The following is a 17,185-nucleotide window of genomic DNA, read 5'->3' as shown; positions in this document are numbered from 1 at the left end:
CGGCATGTCGCCCGTACTTGACCCGAACCCGCAGCACGGCCGCAGGAAGCTCGGCCTCGTGCTCGGCGCGATGCTCGTCGTGACCGTGATCATCTCCGTCATCGCGTCGATCGCCTCCCCCTGACCGGGAGGCTGGTGGGGTTATCCCCACCAACCCCTAGGGGGCCAGGGTCAGGGTGAACTGGGGTGCGCCCCGGATGGGAACCGCTCCTTCGGATCCATAGATTCGAAGGAGCGAGCCAGTCCCCGTCAGCACCCCGGAGGCGGCCATGTCGGCCCCCACGCACACCCGCTCCCTCCCGTCCGGCCCCCGAGCCGCCGCCCGGGCCGCCGCCGGCACCCGGCACGGCGCCGACGCCCGCCTGCACTGGTGGGCCCTGGCCCTGCCCGCGCTCGCCTTCGGCCTCCTGCTGCTCCTCCTCGCCGGATCCGGCGAGGCCCACGCCGCCACCGGCGAGGCCACCGGGCTGATCCACGTCACCCAGCAGCTCCTGCGCGCCGTCGGCTGAACCACGTACGCCCGGGGTGCGCCGGGGTGCGCCGGGGTCTGCCCCACCACCGTGTGAGGGCCTTCAACACCCTGCGCCCCGTGGCCCGTTTCATGCGAAGCTGGGAGCCATGAGCGCCGACACAACCCGCAGGATCGCCCTCCTCCGGCACGCCAAGGCCGACTGGCCTGAGGTGTCCGACCACGACCGCCCGCTGGCGGAACGGGGCCGCAAGGACGCACCGGCCGTCGGTCTGAAGCTCGCCGAAACCGGCATCGCCTTCGACCTGGCCCTCTGCTCCACCGCAGCCCGCACCCGCGAGACCTGGAAGCTCGCCGTCCAGGAGATGCCGCACCGGCCGAAGACCTCGTACGAGGAGAGGCTCTACGACGCCTCGCTGGGCGAGCTCATCGCCCTGCTGAACGAGACCTCCGACGAGGTCACCGACCTCCTCGTCATCGGCCACAACCCCGGCATGCACGCCCTCGCCGACGCCCTCTCCGGGCGCGCGCAGGACGACACGCTGGCGCGGATGACCCGGACTGGATTCCCGACCGCGGCCCTCGCCGTCGTCTCCTTCACCGGCTCGTGGAAGTCCCTGGAGCACGGCGTGGGCACACTGGTCGACTTCTGGACGCCCAAGGACCACTGACCGGGCCCGAGGACCCCTGACGTGGAAGCGCCCCGGCGGCCGGTGCGGCTGCCGGGGCCCTCCCGTGTCTGCGTACGGAGCGGATCAGGCCAGGTCGGCGGCTTCGATCTCCTCGCGGGTGATCCCGAGCAGGTAGAGCACCGCGTCGAGGAAGGGCACGTTCACCGCGGTGTGCGCGGCCTCGCGGACCACCGGCTTGGCGTTGAAGGCCACGCCCAGCCCGGCCGCGTTCAGCATGTCCAGGTCGTTGGCGCCGTCGCCGATGGCCACCGTCTGCGACAGCGGTACGTCGGCCTCCGCGGCGAAGCGGCGCAGCAGCCGGGCCTTGCCCGCCCGGTCCACGATCTCGCCGGTCACCCGGCCCGTCAGCTTCCCGTCGACGATCTCCAGCGTGTTGGCGGAGGCGAAGTCGAGCCCCAGCCGCTCCCGCAGATCGTCCGTCACCTGGGTGAAACCGCCGGACACCACGCCCACCTGGTAGCCGAGCCGCTTCAGCGTACGGATCAGGGTCCGGGCGCCCGGGGTCAGCTGCACCTCGGCGCGGACCTTGTCGACGACGGAGGCGTCCAGTCCGGCCAGCAGCGCCACGCGGGCGTGCAGCGACTGCTCGAAGTCCAGCTCACCGCGCATCGCGCGCTCGGTGACCTCGGCGACCTCCGCCTCGCACCCGGCGTGCGCGGCGAAGAGCTCGATGACCTCGTCCTGGATCAGGGTCGAGTCCACGTCCATCACGACCAGGCGCTGGGCCCGGCGGTGCAGCCCGGCCGAGACGACGGCCACGTCCACGCCGATCTGCGCGGCGGCGGTGGCAAGCGCGGTGCGCAGGGGCTCGGTCTCGGTGCCGGAGACGGCGAACTCCACCGCCGTCACCGGGTACTTGGCGAGGCGGAAGATGCGGTCGATGTTGCCGCCGGTCGCGGTGATCCTGGCCGCTATGGCCGCCGCGGACTCGGCGGTGAGCGGGTGCCCGAGCACGGTGACGTGGGACCGGCCGCTGCCGCGCGGCCGGTTGTCGCCGGTACCGGAAAGGATCTCGGCCTGCAGCTTGAGCGACTCGGCCCAGCTGTGGACGGTGGCCCGCAGCTCGCCCTCGGCGCCGCCGGCGGGCTTGGTGACGAGGGCGCACAGGACGATGCGGCCCCGGGTGACGACCTGCTCGATGTCGACGACGTCGACGGAGTAGGCGGCGAGGGTGTCGAACAGCCCGGCGGTGATCCCGGGACGGTCCTTGCCGAAGATCTTGACGAGGAGGGTGGGGACGTCGGAGGTCTGCGAAGCGCTCATGGTGCCCTCACCGTATCTTCCCCGCCCCCAGGACAGGACCCCCGTCCCACGTCGTGAACGCGCCGCGCTCTTCCGCGCTCTTCCGGGCTCTTCCTCGGCGGGCCGCTGCGCCGGACTCCGTCCGTCGGAGCCGGGGCGGTCACCGCGGCCCCGGAGGCCCCGGAGGCCCCGGAGGCCCCGGAGGCTTCGGCGGCGGCGGTGCTCCCGGCGGGGGAGGCGGGGTGAAGGGCGGCCGCCGGGCCGGCTTCGGCGGCTTCGGCGGCCGCGGCGGGATGCCGGTGACCGTCACGTCCCAGGAGACATCCGGATCCGGGTACGGCTGCACCCGGCCCGGCGCCGGCCCCCGGCCGTACGCGGCCGTCGGCGCGCCGGGGTCGGGCCACGCCGGGACGCCGGCTGCGGCCGCGCCGGAGCCCGGCCCCGCCTCCGGCAGGCGGCTCCGGCGGCGCCGGGTCAGCAGGGCGCCCGCCGCGCCCGCCGCCGCGCCCCAGGCCGCGCCCAGCGCCAGGGCGAGCGGGACCGACCCCCGCAGCTCCACCCCGGCGTCCACCGCGTCCACCCCCAGTACCGCCAGCGACGCATCCGCCGAGAACCCGGTCAGCCACACCAGCCCCGCCAGAGCCACCCCGGTCACGGCCGACAGCCGCGCCGCGCACCCCGCGATCCCGCGCCCCGGAGTCCGTACGGCGGCCAGCACCCCCGCGCAGAGCAGCAGCAGCGCCGCCCCCGCGACCAGCAGCCAGACCCGCCCGTCGTACTCCGCCAGGCGCGCCACCGTCACCGGCTCCCGCGCGGAGCCCGTCAGCAGCTCGTCCAGCGGATCCGGCAGCACCCGGGCCGACGCCCCCGAGGCCCGGCCGCTCAGTGGGACGAAGAGCCCGAGAAGGACCCCCGCCCAGCTCCCGTTCGGCGCGCCCAGCAGCGCCGCCCCCAGCACCCGTCCGGGGTGCTCGTCGCCCAGCGCCGCCCACACCGCCGCAGCCAGTCCGGCCGCCACCGCCACCAGCAGCATCGTCACCACCGCCGAGACGGCCGGCCGCAGCCGCGCGAGCGGGGCGGGCCCGCGCCGCGAGATCAGCAGGGCCAGTGCCGGTACCGCCACCGCCCACACCCCCGCGCCCAGCAGCGTCGGCCCCGGCTCCACCGAGAACCCCACCCGGGCCCGTGGCCCGATCAGGTCCCCGACGCGGTCCGGGAGCAGCCCGCCGATGTCCCCGATCCCGGGGATCTCCACTTTCGCCGGGGTCCTCGGCAGCACGGCCCCGTCGAGGGTGACGACATCGTGCCCGACCCAGGCCAGCGCGCCCGCCACGGTGACGAGCAGCGCCGCGACCACCACCACCCGGGCGGCCGTCTCGGCGGCGGCCCCGACCCGTACCGACCGCAGGAACAGCCGCGCCAGGACGAGGGCCCCGGCCAGCCCCACACCCAACGCCACGACGTCCAGTGAGGCCTCGGCGCCCGCCCCCGCCACCCCGAGGACCGGCAGATCGCCGGAAGGGGTCACGGTGCCGCCCACGGCCAGGACGACCACGGCCGCGGTCATCGCCCCGAGCGAGCCTCCCGTACCGTCGGCGCCCAGCAGGTGGAGCCCGAGCGCCGCGACCACCATCATCACCACCAGCGACCAGCCCACGGCGGCGACGGCGGACAGCAGGACGTCTCCCCAACGGATGCGGCGCATGAGCGGTCCCCCGATGCGAGCCGAGCGGAGCGGTCCGGGTGGGACGCCCGGTCGAGAAGCTCGGTCGAGAAGTCCCGTATCTCACTCTCCGGGTGACTTTCGCCCTCGTCAACGGGCAGTCGTAGACGCCCTGGCAAGGCCCGGATTCCCACATGTGGCCGTGGGCCTGAAATAGTTCCCCCGGATGTTCGCCATCCCTAGACTCCCTGACGTCATGGGGGATTCTCGGGGGACTTAAGTGGGGCTGGAGTGCCGGAACTCGTACTGGAATTGAATGGAAGGACCTGGACGCTCGATCCGTCCAGGTCGTACTCGCTGGGGCGCGACCCCCAGGGAGACGTGGTGATCGATGACGCCCGGGTGTCCTGGCGTCACGCCACCATCAGCTGGAACGGCCGTGGTTGGGGAATCGAGGACCACGGCAGCACCAACGGCACCTACGTGCACGGGGCCCGGGTGCAGCAGGCCGAACTCGTGCCCGGCACGCCGGTCCACCTGGGCAACGCCACCGACGGCCCGCGGCTGAATCCTGTCGGTGCCGCGGCGCCCCAGCCGGCCGTGGCCCAGCAGGCCCAGCAGGCCCAGGCGTACGCCCAGCCGCAGGCGCCCGCCTACCAGGCGCCGCAGCAGCAGCCTCAGCAGCAGGCCTGGGAACAGCCGCAGCACGCGCAGCAGGCGCAGCAGGCGCCGCACTTCCCGCACCAGCAGGGCGGCGGCCCCGCCGCGGCCCGCCCGGCGCAGGGTGCCGCGCACCACGGGGGCGACCGCAGCCCGACGACGTTCCACCAGCTGTCGCTGGGTCACGTCATGCGGATCGGCCGTGCGCTGGAGAACGAACTGGTGGTCTCCGACCTCCAGGTCTCGCGCCACCACGCCGAGTTCCGCTCGATGCCCGGCGGCCGGTTCGAGATCCACGACCTCGGCAGCCACAACGGCACCTACGTCAACGGCCAGCCGCTGGCCAAGTCCGGTACCGCGCTGCTCGGTCCGAACGACATCGTCGGCGTCGGCCACTCGACGTTCCGGATCGTCGGCGACCGCCTCGAGGAGTTCGTCGACACCGGCGAGGTCTCCTTCTCGGCCCGCCACCTCACGGTCACGGTCGACGGCGGCAAGCAGATCCTCAAGGACGTCACCTTCGGCGTGCCGGAGAAGTCGCTCATCGGCGTCATCGGCCCGTCCGGTTCCGGAAAGTCGACGCTGCTCAAGGCGCTGACCGGCTACCGGCCCGCCAACGAGGGCGACGTCCTCTACGACAACCGCAACCTGTACAAGCAGTTCGCGGAGCTCCGCCAGCGCATCGGCCTGGTCCCGCAGGACGACATCCTGCACAAGGAGCTGAGGGTCAGCACGGCCCTCAAGTACGCGGCCAAGCTCCGCTTCCCCGGCGACACCGCCGCGTCCGAGCGCGAAGCCCGCATCGACGAGGTCCTGCGCGAGCTCAAGCTCGACATCCACAAGGACAAGAAGATCACCGCGCTCTCCGGTGGTCAGCGCAAGCGCGTGTCCGTGGCCCTGGAGCTGCTCACCAAGCCCTCGCTGATCTTCCTGGACGAGCCGACCTCCGGCCTCGACCCGGGCATGGACCGCGACGTCATGCAGCTGCTGCGCGGCCTCGCCGACGACGGCCGCACGGTCCTCGTCGTCACCCACTCCGTCGCCGAGCTGTCGCTCTGCGACAAGCTGCTGGTCATGGCTCCGGGCGGCTCGGTCGCGTACTTCGGCCCGCCGGACGAGGCGCTGAACTTCTTCGGCTACACCACGTGGGCGGACGTCTTCTCGGCGTTCGAGAACTACCGCGACTACGACTGGGCCGGCCGCTGGAAGGGCTCGCAGCACTACCAGCTGTACGCCGCCGACCTCGACGCGGTCGCGCCGCAGGCCGTCGCGATGCCGCCGCAGCAGATGATGCCGCCGAAGGCACAGGGCTGGGGCGACCAGCTGTGGACCCTGATCCGCCGCTACGTCTCGGTGATCGCGTCCGACAAGGGCTTCATGGCCCTGATGCTGATCCTGCCCGCGGTCCTCGGCGTGGTCTCGACGGTCATCCCGGCGACCTTCGGCCTCGCGCCGCCGAAGCCGCCGTCCCGGTTCAACGGCGACGCCGGCACGATCATGCTGATCCTCTGTGTCGGCATGTGCTTCTCGGGCGCCGCGAACTCGGTCCGTGAGCTGATCAAGGAACGGGTCATCTACGAGCGCGAGCGCGCCACCGGTCTGTCCCGGTCGGCGTACCTCATGTCGAAGGTGATCGTCCTCGGCTTCATCACGGCCGTCCAGGGCGTGGTCATCTGCGCCATCGGCTTCACCCCGCGCGACCTGCCCACCGAGGGCCTGCTCATGCCCCCGGCCGTCGAGCTCTGCCTCTCGGTCACCGCGCTCGGCTTCACTTCGATGATGTTCGGCCTGGTGATCTCCTCGCTGGTGAAGACCGCCGAGAAGACGATGCCGCTGCTGGTCATGTTCGCGATCATCCAGGTCGTCTTCACCGGCATCCTCTTCCAGGTGTACGACTCCCCGGGCCTGGAGCAGTTCGCCTGGCTGATGCCGTCCCGCTGGGCCGTCGCCGCCGCCGGCACCACGCTGAACCTCGGCGTGCTCATGCCGCCGTGGGACCAGCAGAACCCGACCAACACCGACCCGCTGTGGGAGCACACGGTCGGCCAGTGGAGCGTGGACATCATCATCCTGCTGCTCCTCGGCATCGCCTGCGGCTTCGCGGTGCAGCGCCTGCTGCGCCGTCACGAGCCGGAGGTCATGCGCGCCGGCAAGTAGTCCGCGTACGCGCGAAACGCCTCAGGGCGGCACCCGGTGTTCCGGGGGCCGCCCTGAGGCGCGTGGGGGGCTTTGATGCCGTCGGCGTCCTAGTAGGCGCTGTTGACGTTGTCCATCGAGCCGTAGCGGTCGGCCGCGTAGTTGCAGGCGGCGACGATGTTGGCGACCGGGTCGTACTGGTCGAACTTGGTGCCCTTGACGTGGTACGTCTTGAAGGTCGGGTAGATGACCTGGAGCAGACCCTTGCTGGGGATGCCGTTCTGGGCGTTGATGTCCCAGTTGTTGATCGCCATCGGGTTGCCGCTGGACTCGCGCATGATGTTCTTGTGGATTCCGGCGTAGGTGCCCGGAATGCCCTCCTTCTTCATGATGAAGAGGGCTTCCTTGATCCAGCCGTCCAGGTTGTTCGCGAAGACGGGGGTGCGGGCGGCGGAGCGGCTCGCGGTCGCCTTCTGCGCGCGGTCCTTCTTCGCGGCGGCCTCGGCCTTGGCCTTGGCGGCGGCCTTGGCCTTGGCGTCGGCGTCGGCCTTGGCCTTGGCCTTGGCGGCGACGGCCTTGGCGTTCGCGTCGGCGATGACGTGCTGCGTGGAGAGGTGGCCGTACAGCGCCTTCGTCTGCGCGCCGTTCACGGCCTGGGACCAGGCGACGGGGGCGGCGGAGATGGTCTCGGCCTCCGCGGCACCGGCCGGGACGAGGGAGAAGGCGACGGCGGCGGCGCTCAGCGTGGCGGCACCGGCGATGGACAGCTTGTGTGCCTTCGTCAGACGACTGTGACCGGGGGTGCGGGAAGCAGACATGGCGGGGCAACCTCTTCGAATAGCGGGAGTCGCAGGAAGGCGCTTTGTGGATCCGGGGATCCGCGGTGCTGTGCGACGGGAGTAATTCTTAGCGGCGGCAAAATCCTGTGGCAAAGGTGTGACGTACGATCCCGCTTAGTGGATCAGGGGCGGGCGCCGAGGCCCGATTTCCGGCCCCGGCGCTACGCCCGTCCGCCCTGACGGGACCTGCACTTTTCCACTAGGGAGCTTCGTAAGTGATGTGGGTCCTATGCCGGGGCTCACATCGCCCTTACGCCGTTCTCACCACGCGTTGCTCCAGCAATGCATTCAGTGACGGCTGTCATCCCTGAGGAGGAGGTGGACGTCCCCGAACTCGTGCCAGAGGCAGAGACGGGCCACCGCCTCCGCGTACCCGAGCTGTACGGCCGCACGCCCCGCGACCGCCTCCAGCATCAGCAGATGGGACGCCTCCGGCTCGTGCAGCCCGGTCAGCAGCCCCTCCACCACCCGCACCCCGCGCTCCGGCGTCACCACCAGGTCCGTCCAGCCGGCGGCCGGGCGCACCACCCCCCGCGGGTCCGCGGCGGACTCCAGGGCCCGTACCGCCGTGGTCCCCACCGCGATCACCCGCCCGCCCGTCGCCCGGGCGGCGTTCACCAGCCACGCCGTGGCCGCCGGCACCTCGTACCGCTCCGGGTACGGCGGCTCGTGAGCCTCCTGCGAGGCCACGCCCGTGTGCAGGGTCAGCGGCGCGAACTGCACCCCCCGGCTCACTAGCCGCGCCACCAGCTCCGCGGTGAAGGGCCGGCCGGCGCTCGGCATCTCCGCCGACCCCGCCCCGTCGGCCTGCGGCACGGCGAACACCGTCTGGTACGCCGACAGCGGCTGGTCCCGTTCCGTGTAGGCGTACCGGATCGGCCGCCCGTACGCCCGCAGCAGGCCGGGAACGTCGTCCGTCGAGGGCCGCGCCCACCACAGCCGGTCCGCCCCCGCCGCGAGGGGCTCCTCCAGTACGAGGCGGTGCCCGCCCGGCAGCTGCGCCACCGACCCGGCCGGGCCCCCGGCGCGCGGCCCGGTCGTGCCCCCGCCGGCCGGGGTCCGCAGCTCCACGGACCACCGTCCTCCCCCGGACTCCGTCCGGGGGTACCCCCGGTCGCCCCGGGTCGAGAAGTGCACCACCACCGCCTCGCCGCCCAGCCGGGCGTCCACGGCGGCCGCGAGCGTGGCCGAGGTGTTGACCACCAGCACGTCCCCGGCGCGCAGCAGCTCCGGCAGTTCCCGGAAGGCGTGCAGCGACACCTCCGTACTGCCCCGTGAGACCAGCAGCCGCACCGCGTCCCGGCCCAGACCCGGCCCGCGCTGCTCGGCCGGCACCCGGGCCAGAAGGTCCGGCGGAATGTCCCTTATATAGGGACTCGTCCTTGTGCGGGGACTCGTCCCTCGTGGTGCCGGGCGCCCGCTCGTGGCTCTGCTCACGGCCCCACTCGCCGCTCCGCTCACCGCCCCGCCCCCGCCGCCAGCCCCTCGGCCGTGTACCGCCCGCTCGGCAGCCCGTCCGCCACCAGCCGCAGCAGCACCGGCGCCACCTCCTCGGGCGCCGGCAGCCCCGCCAGGTCCTCCCCGGGCTCGGCCGCCGCCATCATCCGCGTCCGCATCGAACCCGGGTCCGCCCACCACACCCGCAGCCCCGGCTCCTCCACCGCCAGCACCGCCGACAGCAGGTCCCCGGCCGCCTTGGTGGCCCCGTACGCACCCCACGTGGCGTACGGAACCACCGCGGCGTCCGAGCTGATGTTCAGCACCGCCCCGGCCGCCGAGGCCCGCAGCAGCGCCAGCCCCTCCTGGAGGAGCCCCAGCGGCCCGACCACATTCACCTCGAAGGCCTCGCGCAGCCCGTCCAGCGGATGGACCGCCAGCGGCACCAGCGGCTCCGCCCCCAGCACCCCCGCGTTGTTCACCAGCAGGTCCAGCCCGCCCAGCTCCCGCGCCGACGCCAGCAGCGCCGCCCGGTGCTCCCCCGAGGACACGTCCCCCGCCACCGCCACGACCCTCCCCGCCCTCCCGCCCGTCTCCCCTCCCGCCCGCTCCAGCCCGGCCGCCGCCTCCTCCAGCGCCGCCGCGCCCCGCCCACTCAGCACCAGGTCCCAGCCCCGTGCCGCCAGCTCCCCGGCCAGCGCCCGGCCCAGTCCCCTCGACGCCCCCGTCACGATCGCCACCGACATGACCGCACCCCTCGCCTTCCGTCCCGATCAGCAGATGCCCCCAACGTAGGAAGCCCGCACCCGCCGCCGCGTCGGTCGCGGGCCCCACCCGCACACGTCCCTTGGACCTACGTCCACCGCCCGATCCCGCAGGTCACGCCCGCCGGTACGGTGAGGCCATGACCGGTAGTCCCGTGTACGGCGGCCCCCGCAGCGGCCTGGCCGCCGTCAGCACCGCGCTGCTCGCCATGAGCCGCCGCCTGGAGGTCCGCGACGTCCTGCGCACGATCGTCGTCTCCGCCCGCGAGCTCCTGGACGCCGAGTACGCGGCCCTGGGCGTCCCGGACGACCACGGCGGCTTCGCCCAGTTCGTCGTGGACGGCATCAGCGCCGAGCAGTGGCGCCGCATCGGCCCGCTGCCGCGCCAGCACGGCATCCTCGCCGCGATGCTCCACAAGGACGGCCCCGAGCGGCTGGCCGACGTACGCAAGGACCCGCGCTTCGAGGGCTGGCCCGCGGCCCACCCCGAGATGTCCGACTTCCTGGGCCTGCCCGTCCGGGACGGCGAGGAGATCCTCGGCGCCCTGTTCCTCGCCAACAAGAAGAGCGCCCCGGGCGGCAGGCACGGCTTCACCGACGAGGACGAGGAGCTCCTCTCCCTCCTCGCCCAGCACGCCGCGATCGCCCTCACCAACGCCCGGCTCTACGAGCGCAGCCGCGAGCTCACCATCGCCGAAGAACGCTCCCGGCTCGCCCACGAGCTGCACGACGCCGTCAGCCAGAAGCTCTTCTCGCTGCGCCTCACCGCCCAGGCCGCCGCCGCCCTCGTGGACCGGGATCCGGACCGGGCCAAGGACGAGCTCCAGCAGGTCGCCGTACTGGCCGCGGAGGCCGCCGACGAGCTGCGCGCCGCCGTGACCGAGCTGCGCCCGGCCGCCCTGGACGAGGACGGCCTGATCGCGACCCTGCGCACCCAGGTCCACGTACTCGACCGCGCCCACACCGCGCACGTCACCTTCACCTGTGACGGCGTACGGGCCCTCCCCGCGACCCAGGAGGAGGCGCTCCTGCGGGTCGCCCAGGAGGCGCTCCACAACGCCCTGCGCCACTCGGGGGCGGACCGGGTCGAGGTCACACTGGCGAAGGGCCCCGCCGGGGGAGCGGTCCTCAAGGTCGTCGACTCGGGCAAGGGCTTCGACCCCCAGGCCGTCCGCAGCGCCGGCCGCCACCTGGGCCTGGTCTCCATGCGGGACCGCGCGAGCGGTGTCGGGGGCCGGCTCACCGTGCACTCGGAGCCCGGCAAGGGCACCACGATCGAGATGGAGGTCCCCGGTGGCTGACACCCCCAGCCGGATCCGAGTGGTGCTGGTCGACGACCACCAGGTGGTCCGCCGGGGCCTGCGCACCTTCCTGGAGGTCCAGGACGACATCGAGGTGGTCGGAGAGGCCTCCGACGGCGAGGAGGGCGTCGCCCGCGCCGAGGAGCTGCGGCCCGACGTGATCCTCATGGACGTCAAGATGCCGGGCACCGACGGCATCGAGGCGCTGCGCAGGCTCCGCGAGCTGGCGAACCCGGCCCGGGTGCTGATCGTCACCAGCTTCACGGAGCAGCGGACCGTGATCCCCGCCCTGCGGGCCGGCGCCGCGGGATACGTCTACAAGGACATCGATCCCGACGCCCTGGCCGGAGCCATCCGCTCCGTCCACGCCGGCCACGTCCTCCTCCAGCCCGAGGTGGCGGTGACCCTGCTCTCCCAGGAGGAGCAGAGCCCTTCGGCCGGCCGGCCGGGCTCACTGACCGATCGGGAGCGCGAGGTGCTGGGCCTCATCGCGGACGGCCGCTCCAACCGCGAGATCGCCCGCGCGCTCGTCCTCTCCGAGAAGACGGTCAAGACCCACGTCTCGAACATCCTGATGAAGCTGGACCTGTCCGACCGGACGCAGGCCGCGTTGTGGGCGGTCAGGCACGGGCTCGCCGAGTGAACGGGGTGAACCGGACCGTCTCATTCCGGACTGAGATTCATACGGTCGGGTGTATGTAGCCCACATGGCGTATCCGGACCGCCGGGTGACCGTTCTCCATGGCGTGTCGCGACGGCTGGTCGCGGCAGACGTACTGGAGGACGAGAACGTGAAGAACTTCAAGAAGGCCGCAGCCGTCACCATGATCGCGGGCGGCCTCCTCGCCGCCGGCGCCGGTGTCTCCTCGGCGCACGGCGGTGCGTCCGCGGAGGGCGAGGCCCTGAACTCGCCCGGCGTGGCCTCCGGGAACCTGATCCAGGCCCCGGTGCACGTCCCCGTGAACGTGGTGGGCAACACGGTCACCGTGATCGGCCTGCTCAACCCGGCCTTCGGCAACACGGGTGTGAACGCCTGACCCCCGCCTGACCGCGGCCCCGCTTCCACCTTCTCCCCGGGAAGCGGGGCCGCCGCCGTCCCCGCGCGGCGACGACAGGCCCTGTGACGACAGGCCCTAGCGGCCCCGCTCACGCTCCTCGACGGCCGCGTTGTACGCCGCGACGAGGGCCCGCCGGGTCACCCGCTCCACCGGCCGCAAGGCCTCGGCCCGCGCCGCCATCTCCGAGGCGGCCACCGCACCCCCGTGCCCGTTCTCGTACGCCAGCGAAACCATCAGGTCCACGCGCTGCGCCAGCGCCAGCACCCGCACCGCCCGCGGCGGATAGCCCGGGGCCAGGACCTCCCGTCCCGCCTCCGCCCGCGCCCGGTACGCCGACAGCGCCGCGTCCGCCACCGGCCCCGACGCCGCCACGTCCAGCCGCGTCAGCACCACGGTCGCCTCGCGCAGCGCCTCCGCGAGCTCCCGCTCCGCCTCGCCCAGCGACGGCACGTCCGCCGGCGGGGCCTCCCGTACCGGCAGGCAGTGCCAGGTCACCGACACGTGCACGTCCCCCTCGGGCCCGGCCTCGGACACCTCCGGCACGAGCCCCAGCGCCGCACCCACCGCGACGACCGCCTCCTCGGCTTCCAATGCCCGCGCGTTGAACTCCGGCGGCCCGCTCAGTCCCAGCGGATGCCCCGGCGCAGGCAGCGCGACCCGCAGCCCGGTCGCCCCCAGCGCCCGCATCCGCCCCAGCGCCAGCGTGAGACCCACCGGACCCGATTCCCCGGGCAGCCCCGCCACCCGGTGCACGGCGTCCCCGCCCACGATCGACGACACGGCCTCGTCGGGCGAGACCAGACCGGCCAGCAACGCGTTCCCCCAGGCGGCCAACCGCCCTGAACGTGGTTCGAAAAGCATCCCTCAACTCTACGGACCCGCCGCATGGCCCGGCCCCGGCCCCGGACCCGTCCGTGAGTGGCGTAGGTTTTCCCCTGGGGCTGCGCCTGCCGGCGCACAGAGAACCGTGACTGCAAGGGGTGACAACACGCTCATGAGCGATGTTCTGGAGCTGGTGGACGTATCCGTGGTCCGCGAGGGCCGGGCTCTGGTGGACCAGGTCTCCTGGTCGGTGAAGGAGGGGGAGCGCTGGGTGATCCTCGGCCCCAACGGTGCCGGCAAGACCACGCTGCTGAACCTCGCCTCCAGCTACCTCTTCCCGACCAAGGGCGCCGCCACCATCCTCGGCAGCACCCTCGGCAAGGTGGACGTCTTCGAGCTGCGCCCCCGCATCGGCATCGCCGGTATCGCGATGGCCGACAAGCTGCCCAAGCGGCAGACCGTCCTGCAGACCGTCCTCACCGCCGCCTACGGCATGACGGCGACCTGGCAGGAGGAGTACGAGGAGGTCGACGAGCAGCGCGCCCGCGCCTTCCTCGACCGCCTCGGCATGACCGAGTACCTCGACCGGAAGTTCGGCACCCTCTCCGAGGGCGAGCGCAAGCGCACGCTGATCGCCCGCGCCCTGATGACCGACCCCGAGCTGCTGCTCCTCGACGAGCCCGCCGCGGGCCTGGACCTGGGCGGCCGCGAGGACCTCGTACGGCGCCTCGGCCGCCTCGCCCGCGACCCGCTCGCGCCCTCCATGGTCATGGTCACGCACCACGTCGAGGAGATCGCCCCCGGCTTCACCCACGTCCTGATGATCCGTCAGGGCAAGGTCGTCACCGCGGGCCCGATCGACCTCGAACTGACCTCCCGCAACCTGTCGCTCTGCTTCGGCCTCCCGCTGGTCGTCGAGCGCAACGGGAACGACCGCTGGACCGCGCAGGGTCTGCCCCTCGGCCAGTAACGAGCCCCCGCACCCTGTCCCGACCGCGCCCACCGGACCTACCATGACCATGTGGACGACATCGACGCATGGGTGTGGTGGCTCATAGGGGCGGTCGGACTGGGCATCCCCCTCGTCCTGACGGCGATGCCGGAGTTCGGCATGTTCGCCGTCGGAGCGGTGGCGGCCGCCGTCACGGCGGCCGTCGGCGGGGGAGTGGTGGCCCAGGTCCTGGTCTTCGTGACCGTGTCGGTCGCGCTGATCGCCGTCATCCGGCCGATCGCCAACCGGCACCGCGACCAGCGGCCCCAACACCGCAGCGGCATCGACGCGTTGAAGGGCCGCAGCGCCGTCGTCCTCGAACGCGTCGACGGCACCGACGGCCGCATCAAGCTCGCCGGCGAGATCTGGTCCGCGCGCACCCTCGACGCGGACAGCAGTTTCGAGCCCGGCCAGTCCGTGGACGTCGTGGAGATCGACGGGGCGACCGCCGTCGTCATGTGACAAGCAGCCTGCTCGCAGCCCGCGGGTCTGCGAGACTCCGTTCAACGGGGCAGCACAGACAGCCGGAAGGGCACGGGGAACCGCATGTCAGAGATCATCATCGTCCTGATCATTCTGGTGGCTTTGGTCTTCATCGCACTGGTCAAGACGATCCAGGTGATCCCACAGGCCAGCGCCGCCATCGTCGAGCGCTTCGGCCGCTACACGCGCACGCTCAACGCGGGCCTCAACATCGTCGTCCCGTTCATCGACTCCATCCGCAACCGCATCGACCTGCGCGAACAGGTCGTGCCGTTCCCGCCGCAGCCGGTCATCACCCAGGACAACCTGGTCGTCAACATCGACACGGTCATCTACTACCAGGTGACCGACGCCCGCGCTGCGACGTACGAAGTCGCCAGCTACATCCAGGCCATCGAGCAGCTCACCGTCACCACGCTGCGCAACATCATCGGCGGCATGGACCTGGAGCGGACCCTGACCTCCCGCGAGGAGATCAACGCGGCCCTGCGCGGCGTCCTCGACGAGGCCACCGGCAAGTGGGGCATCCGCGTCAACCGCGTCGAGCTCAAGGCCATCGAGCCGCCGACCTCCATCCAGGACTCGATGGAGAAGCAGATGCGCGCCGACCGCGACAAGCGCGCCTCGATCCTCCAGGCCGAAGGCGTCCGCCAGTCCGAGATCCTGCGCGCCGAGGGCGAGAAGCAGTCCTCCATCCTCCGCGCCGAAGGTGAGGCCAAGGCGGCCGCCCTGCGCGCCGAGGGCGAGGCCCAGGCCATCCGTACGGTCTTCGAGTCCATCCACGCGGGAGACGCCGACCAGAAGCTCCTCGCCTACCAGTACCTCCAGATGCTCCCGAAGATCGCCGAAGGCGACGCCAACAAGCTCTGGATCGTGCCGAGCGAGATCGGCGACGCCCTCAAGGGCCTCTCCGGAGCCATGGGCAACTTCGGCCCCATGGGCAGCGGTTCGGGCTTCAACCCGCAGAACTCCGGCAAGGACGGCGGCGGCATTCCCGCAGCCCGCGACAAGGACGCCGCGGACCGCCGCGAACAGCCCCCCATCGACTGACCCGTCACCCCCTCCTGCATGATCGGAGTGGCCCCTCGACCTTCATGGCGGGGAGGCGACTCACTCATGCAAAGGGGATGGCACAGTCCATGTCCATCTGGGAATCACTCGCGGTCTTCGCCGCCGGCATCGGCGCGGGCACCATCAACACCATCGTCGGCTCCGGCACCCTGATCACCTTCCCGGTGCTGCTCGCCACCGGCCTGCCGCCGGTCACCGCCAACGTGTCCAACACCCTCGGCCTGGTGCCCGGTTCGATCAGCGGCGCCATCGGCTACCGCAAGGAGCTCCAGGGCCAGCGCGCCCGCATCGTGCGGCTCGGCGCCGTGTCCCTCGTCGGCGGACTCGCGGGCGCCGTCCTGCTCCTCACCCTGCCGTCCGATTCCTTCGACACGATCGTGCCCGTCCTCATCGGACTCGCCCTCGTGCTCGTCGTCCTCCAGCCCCGGCTCGCCGCCGCCCTGCGCCGGCGCCAGGAGGCCGCGGGAGGCGACACCGGCCACCCCGACGGCGGACCCGTGCTGTTGTCCGGGATGCTGCTGGCCAGCGCGTACGGAGGCTACTTCGGGGCCGCCCAGGGCGTGCTCTACCTCGGCCTGATGGGCCTGTTGCTCCGCGAGGACATGCAACGGATCAACGCCGTGAAGAACGTCATCGCCGCCCTGGTGAACGGCATCGCGGCCGTCGTCTTCCTCTTCGTCGCAGAATTCGACTGGACGGCCGTCGCCCTCATCGCCGTCGGCTCCACGATAGGCGGCCAGATCGGCGCCAAGGTCGGCCGACGCCTCCCGCCGACCGCCCTGCGCGCGGTCATCGTCACGGTCGGCGTCATCGCCATCGTCCAGCTGCTGGTCCGCTGAACGACGTAGCAGAGTTACGTCGCCCAACGTCCCCGGCTACGCGGTAGCCGGGGACAGCCGGGGCACACGCCTAGGCGGAGCGCTCCAGCCACTCCGGCAGCGCATCCTGCCCGGCCACCCCGAGGGCGAGCAGCATGGCGTCCGCAGGAGACGGCACGAAGGGCTTCCGGAGGAGCGGCATCCCCGCCTCCTCCGGAGTCCGGGCCGCTTTGCGGTGGTTGTCCTCGGCGCAGGAGGCCACCGTGTTCAGCCAGGTGTCCCCGCCCCCCTGGGCCCTGGGCAGCACGTGGTCCACGGTCGTCGCGCGCTTCCCGCAGTAGGCGCACCGGTGTTGGTCCCGGACCAACACCCCCCTCCGCGACCAGGGAGCATGTCTTCGGAAGGGCACCCGGACATACCTGCAGAGCCTGATCACCCGCGGCATCGGAAGCTCCATGGTGGCCGCGCGCACGCGCAACTCGGGATGCGACTGTTCGACCACGGCCTTGTCCTGGAGCACCAGGACCACAGCCCGGTTCAGCGTCACCGTCGACAGCGGCTCGAAGCTCGCATTCAGTACCAGCGTGTCCCGCATCTCGCCCACCTCCCGTGTGCAGGCCCGCGACCACCCTTGCGGTAGGGCCCGCGACCACTCTGGCCGCGCGCGCCACGCGGGACAACGCAATAAAAATGCCCGGTCCTGGCCGCCTTTAGACCAGGACCGGGCAAACACCGGGAG

General features: G+C 72.4%; 18 protein-coding genes. 11 read left to right on the top strand and 7 right to left on the bottom strand.

What is annotated here, in order from left to right; genetic code table 11:
• The first annotated feature begins 4 nt into the window (after positions 1-4).
• The 3 genes from OG429_RS10270 to OG429_RS10260 all read left to right on the top strand — a co-directional run bounded on the left by OG429_RS10270 (position 5) and on the right by OG429_RS10260 (position 1,140).
• Positions 5-124, top strand: coding sequence for an SGM_5486 family transporter-associated protein (locus tag OG429_RS10270; RefSeq protein WP_328924991.1), 120 nt, complete (start codon positions 5-7; stop codon positions 122-124).
• A 145-nt stretch (positions 125-269) separates the two neighbouring features.
• Entirely contained in the window at positions 270-509 is a 240-nt protein-coding gene (locus OG429_RS10265; RefSeq protein WP_328924990.1) for a hypothetical protein, read from the top strand.
• A 109-nt stretch (positions 510-618) separates the two neighbouring features.
• Positions 619-1,140, top strand: coding sequence for a SixA phosphatase family protein (locus OG429_RS10260; protein WP_328924989.1), 522 nt, complete (start codon positions 619-621; stop codon positions 1,138-1,140).
• A gap of 84 nt (positions 1,141-1,224) precedes the next feature.
• On the opposite strand, the gene serB is transcribed toward OG429_RS10260, so the two are convergent.
• Positions 1,225-2,424, bottom strand: a complete 1,200-nt coding sequence (serB, locus tag OG429_RS10255) for a phosphoserine phosphatase SerB (RefSeq protein ID WP_328924988.1) — start codon at positions 2,422-2,424, stop codon at positions 1,225-1,227.
• A 139-nt stretch (positions 2,425-2,563) separates the two neighbouring features.
• Positions 2,564-4,108, bottom strand: a complete 1,545-nt coding sequence (locus OG429_RS10250) for a streptophobe family protein (RefSeq protein ID WP_328924987.1) — start codon at positions 4,106-4,108, stop codon at positions 2,564-2,566.
• 249 nt (positions 4,109-4,357) lie between these two features.
• Here OG429_RS10250 and OG429_RS10245 point away from each other — a divergent pair, with 249 nt between their 5' ends.
• Complete coding sequence (locus tag OG429_RS10245; protein ID WP_328924986.1) at positions 4,358-6,883, top strand: ABC transporter ATP-binding protein/permease; 2,526 nt, start codon at positions 4,358-4,360, stop codon at positions 6,881-6,883.
• Positions 6,884-6,972: 89 nt separating this feature from the next.
• Here OG429_RS10245 and OG429_RS10240 read toward each other — a convergent pair whose 3' ends face one another.
• The 3 genes from OG429_RS10240 to OG429_RS10230 form a co-directional block, all read right to left on the bottom strand.
• Positions 6,973-7,680, bottom strand: a complete 708-nt coding sequence (locus tag OG429_RS10240) for a transglycosylase SLT domain-containing protein (RefSeq protein ID WP_328924985.1) — start codon at positions 7,678-7,680, stop codon at positions 6,973-6,975.
• A gap of 309 nt (positions 7,681-7,989) precedes the next feature.
• Entirely contained in the window at positions 7,990-9,060 is a 1,071-nt protein-coding gene (locus OG429_RS10235; RefSeq protein WP_328930222.1) for an S-adenosylmethionine:tRNA ribosyltransferase-isomerase, read from the bottom strand.
• Between the two features lie 98 nt (positions 9,061-9,158).
• Positions 9,159-9,884 (bottom strand): SDR family NAD(P)-dependent oxidoreductase, encoded by a 726-nt coding sequence (locus tag OG429_RS10230; RefSeq protein WP_328924984.1) that lies wholly within the window; start codon positions 9,882-9,884, stop codon positions 9,159-9,161.
• A 173-nt stretch (positions 9,885-10,057) separates the two neighbouring features.
• Here OG429_RS10230 and OG429_RS10225 point away from each other — a divergent pair, with 173 nt between their 5' ends.
• The 3 genes from OG429_RS10225 (at position 10,058) to OG429_RS10215 (ending at position 12,240) form a co-directional block, all read left to right on the top strand.
• Entirely contained in the window at positions 10,058-11,203 is a 1,146-nt protein-coding gene (locus tag OG429_RS10225; RefSeq protein ID WP_328930221.1) for a GAF domain-containing sensor histidine kinase, read from the top strand.
• Positions 11,196-11,846: a response regulator transcription factor gene (locus tag OG429_RS10220; protein ID WP_328924983.1), complete on the top strand. Its 651-nt coding sequence runs from the start codon at positions 11,196-11,198 to the stop codon at positions 11,844-11,846. The genes OG429_RS10225 and OG429_RS10220 overlap by 8 nt, the downstream gene beginning before the upstream one ends.
• 148 nt (positions 11,847-11,994) lie before the next feature.
• A complete protein-coding gene (locus tag OG429_RS10215; protein WP_328930220.1) occupies positions 11,995-12,240 on the top strand; it encodes a chaplin in 246 nt (81 codons plus the stop codon).
• Between the two features lie 96 nt (positions 12,241-12,336).
• On the opposite strand, the gene OG429_RS10210 is transcribed toward OG429_RS10215, so the two are convergent.
• Positions 12,337-13,122, bottom strand: coding sequence for a hypothetical protein (locus OG429_RS10210; RefSeq protein ID WP_328924982.1), 786 nt, complete (start codon positions 13,120-13,122; stop codon positions 12,337-12,339).
• Positions 13,123-13,255: 133 nt separating this feature from the next.
• On the opposite strand from OG429_RS10210, the gene OG429_RS10205 reads away from it, so the two are divergent.
• The 4 genes from OG429_RS10205 to OG429_RS10190 all read left to right on the top strand — a co-directional run bounded on the left by OG429_RS10205 (position 13,256) and on the right by OG429_RS10190 (position 16,467).
• Positions 13,256-14,053 (top strand): ABC transporter ATP-binding protein, encoded by a 798-nt coding sequence (locus OG429_RS10205; RefSeq protein ID WP_328924981.1) that lies wholly within the window; start codon positions 13,256-13,258, stop codon positions 14,051-14,053.
• A gap of 51 nt (positions 14,054-14,104) precedes the next feature.
• Positions 14,105-14,536, top strand: coding sequence for an NfeD family protein (locus OG429_RS10200; RefSeq protein WP_328924980.1), 432 nt, complete (start codon positions 14,105-14,107; stop codon positions 14,534-14,536).
• Between the two features lie 84 nt (positions 14,537-14,620).
• Positions 14,621-15,607: an SPFH domain-containing protein gene (locus OG429_RS10195; protein ID WP_328924979.1), complete on the top strand. Its 987-nt coding sequence runs from the start codon at positions 14,621-14,623 to the stop codon at positions 15,605-15,607.
• Positions 15,608-15,696: 89 nt separating this feature from the next.
• Positions 15,697-16,467 (top strand): sulfite exporter TauE/SafE family protein, encoded by a 771-nt coding sequence (locus tag OG429_RS10190; protein WP_328924978.1) that lies wholly within the window; start codon positions 15,697-15,699, stop codon positions 16,465-16,467.
• A 70-nt stretch (positions 16,468-16,537) separates the two neighbouring features.
• Here OG429_RS10190 and OG429_RS10185 read toward each other — a convergent pair whose 3' ends face one another.
• Positions 16,538-17,041: an HNH endonuclease gene (locus OG429_RS10185; protein ID WP_328924977.1), complete on the bottom strand. Its 504-nt coding sequence runs from the start codon at positions 17,039-17,041 to the stop codon at positions 16,538-16,540.
• Between the last annotated feature and the right edge of the window lie 144 nt (positions 17,042-17,185).

It is taken from the genome of Streptomyces sp. NBC_00190 (genome assembly GCF_036203305.1).
Lineage (GTDB): Bacteria > Actinomycetota > Actinomycetes > Streptomycetales > Streptomycetaceae > Streptomyces.
The sequence above is the reverse complement of the archived record's forward strand: the minus strand, read 5'-3'. Positions and strand labels throughout refer to the sequence as shown.

Bases quoted from the DNA above. Each gene is read 5' to 3' on its own strand.
- OG429_RS10190 (WP_328924978.1), top strand. From the start codon at position 15,697: ATGTCCATCTGGGAATCACTCGCGGTCTTCGCCGCCGGCATCGGCGCG.
- OG429_RS10250 (WP_328924987.1), bottom strand. From the start codon at position 4,108: ATGCGCCGCATCCGTTGGGGAGACGTCCTGCTGTCCGCCGTCGCCGCC.
- OG429_RS10230 (WP_328924984.1), bottom strand. From the start codon at position 9,884: ATGTCGGTGGCGATCGTGACGGGGGCGTCGAGGGGACTGGGCCGGGCG.
- OG429_RS10265 (WP_328924990.1), top strand. From the start codon at position 270: ATGTCGGCCCCCACGCACACCCGCTCCCTCCCGTCCGGCCCCCGAGCC.
- OG429_RS10260 (WP_328924989.1), top strand. From the start codon at position 619: ATGAGCGCCGACACAACCCGCAGGATCGCCCTCCTCCGGCACGCCAAG.
- OG429_RS10240 (WP_328924985.1), bottom strand. From the start codon at position 7,680: ATGTCTGCTTCCCGCACCCCCGGTCACAGTCGTCTGACGAAGGCACAC.
- OG429_RS10270 (WP_328924991.1), top strand. From the start codon at position 5: ATGTCGCCCGTACTTGACCCGAACCCGCAGCACGGCCGCAGGAAGCTC.
- OG429_RS10195 (WP_328924979.1), top strand. From the start codon at position 14,621: ATGTCAGAGATCATCATCGTCCTGATCATTCTGGTGGCTTTGGTCTTC.
- OG429_RS10185 (WP_328924977.1), bottom strand. From the start codon at position 17,041: ATGCGGGACACGCTGGTACTGAATGCGAGCTTCGAGCCGCTGTCGACG.
- serB (WP_328924988.1), bottom strand. From the start codon at position 2,424: ATGAGCGCTTCGCAGACCTCCGACGTCCCCACCCTCCTCGTCAAGATC.
- OG429_RS10205 (WP_328924981.1), top strand. From the start codon at position 13,256: ATGAGCGATGTTCTGGAGCTGGTGGACGTATCCGTGGTCCGCGAGGGC.
- OG429_RS10210 (WP_328924982.1), bottom strand. From the start codon at position 13,122: ATGCTTTTCGAACCACGTTCAGGGCGGTTGGCCGCCTGGGGGAACGCG.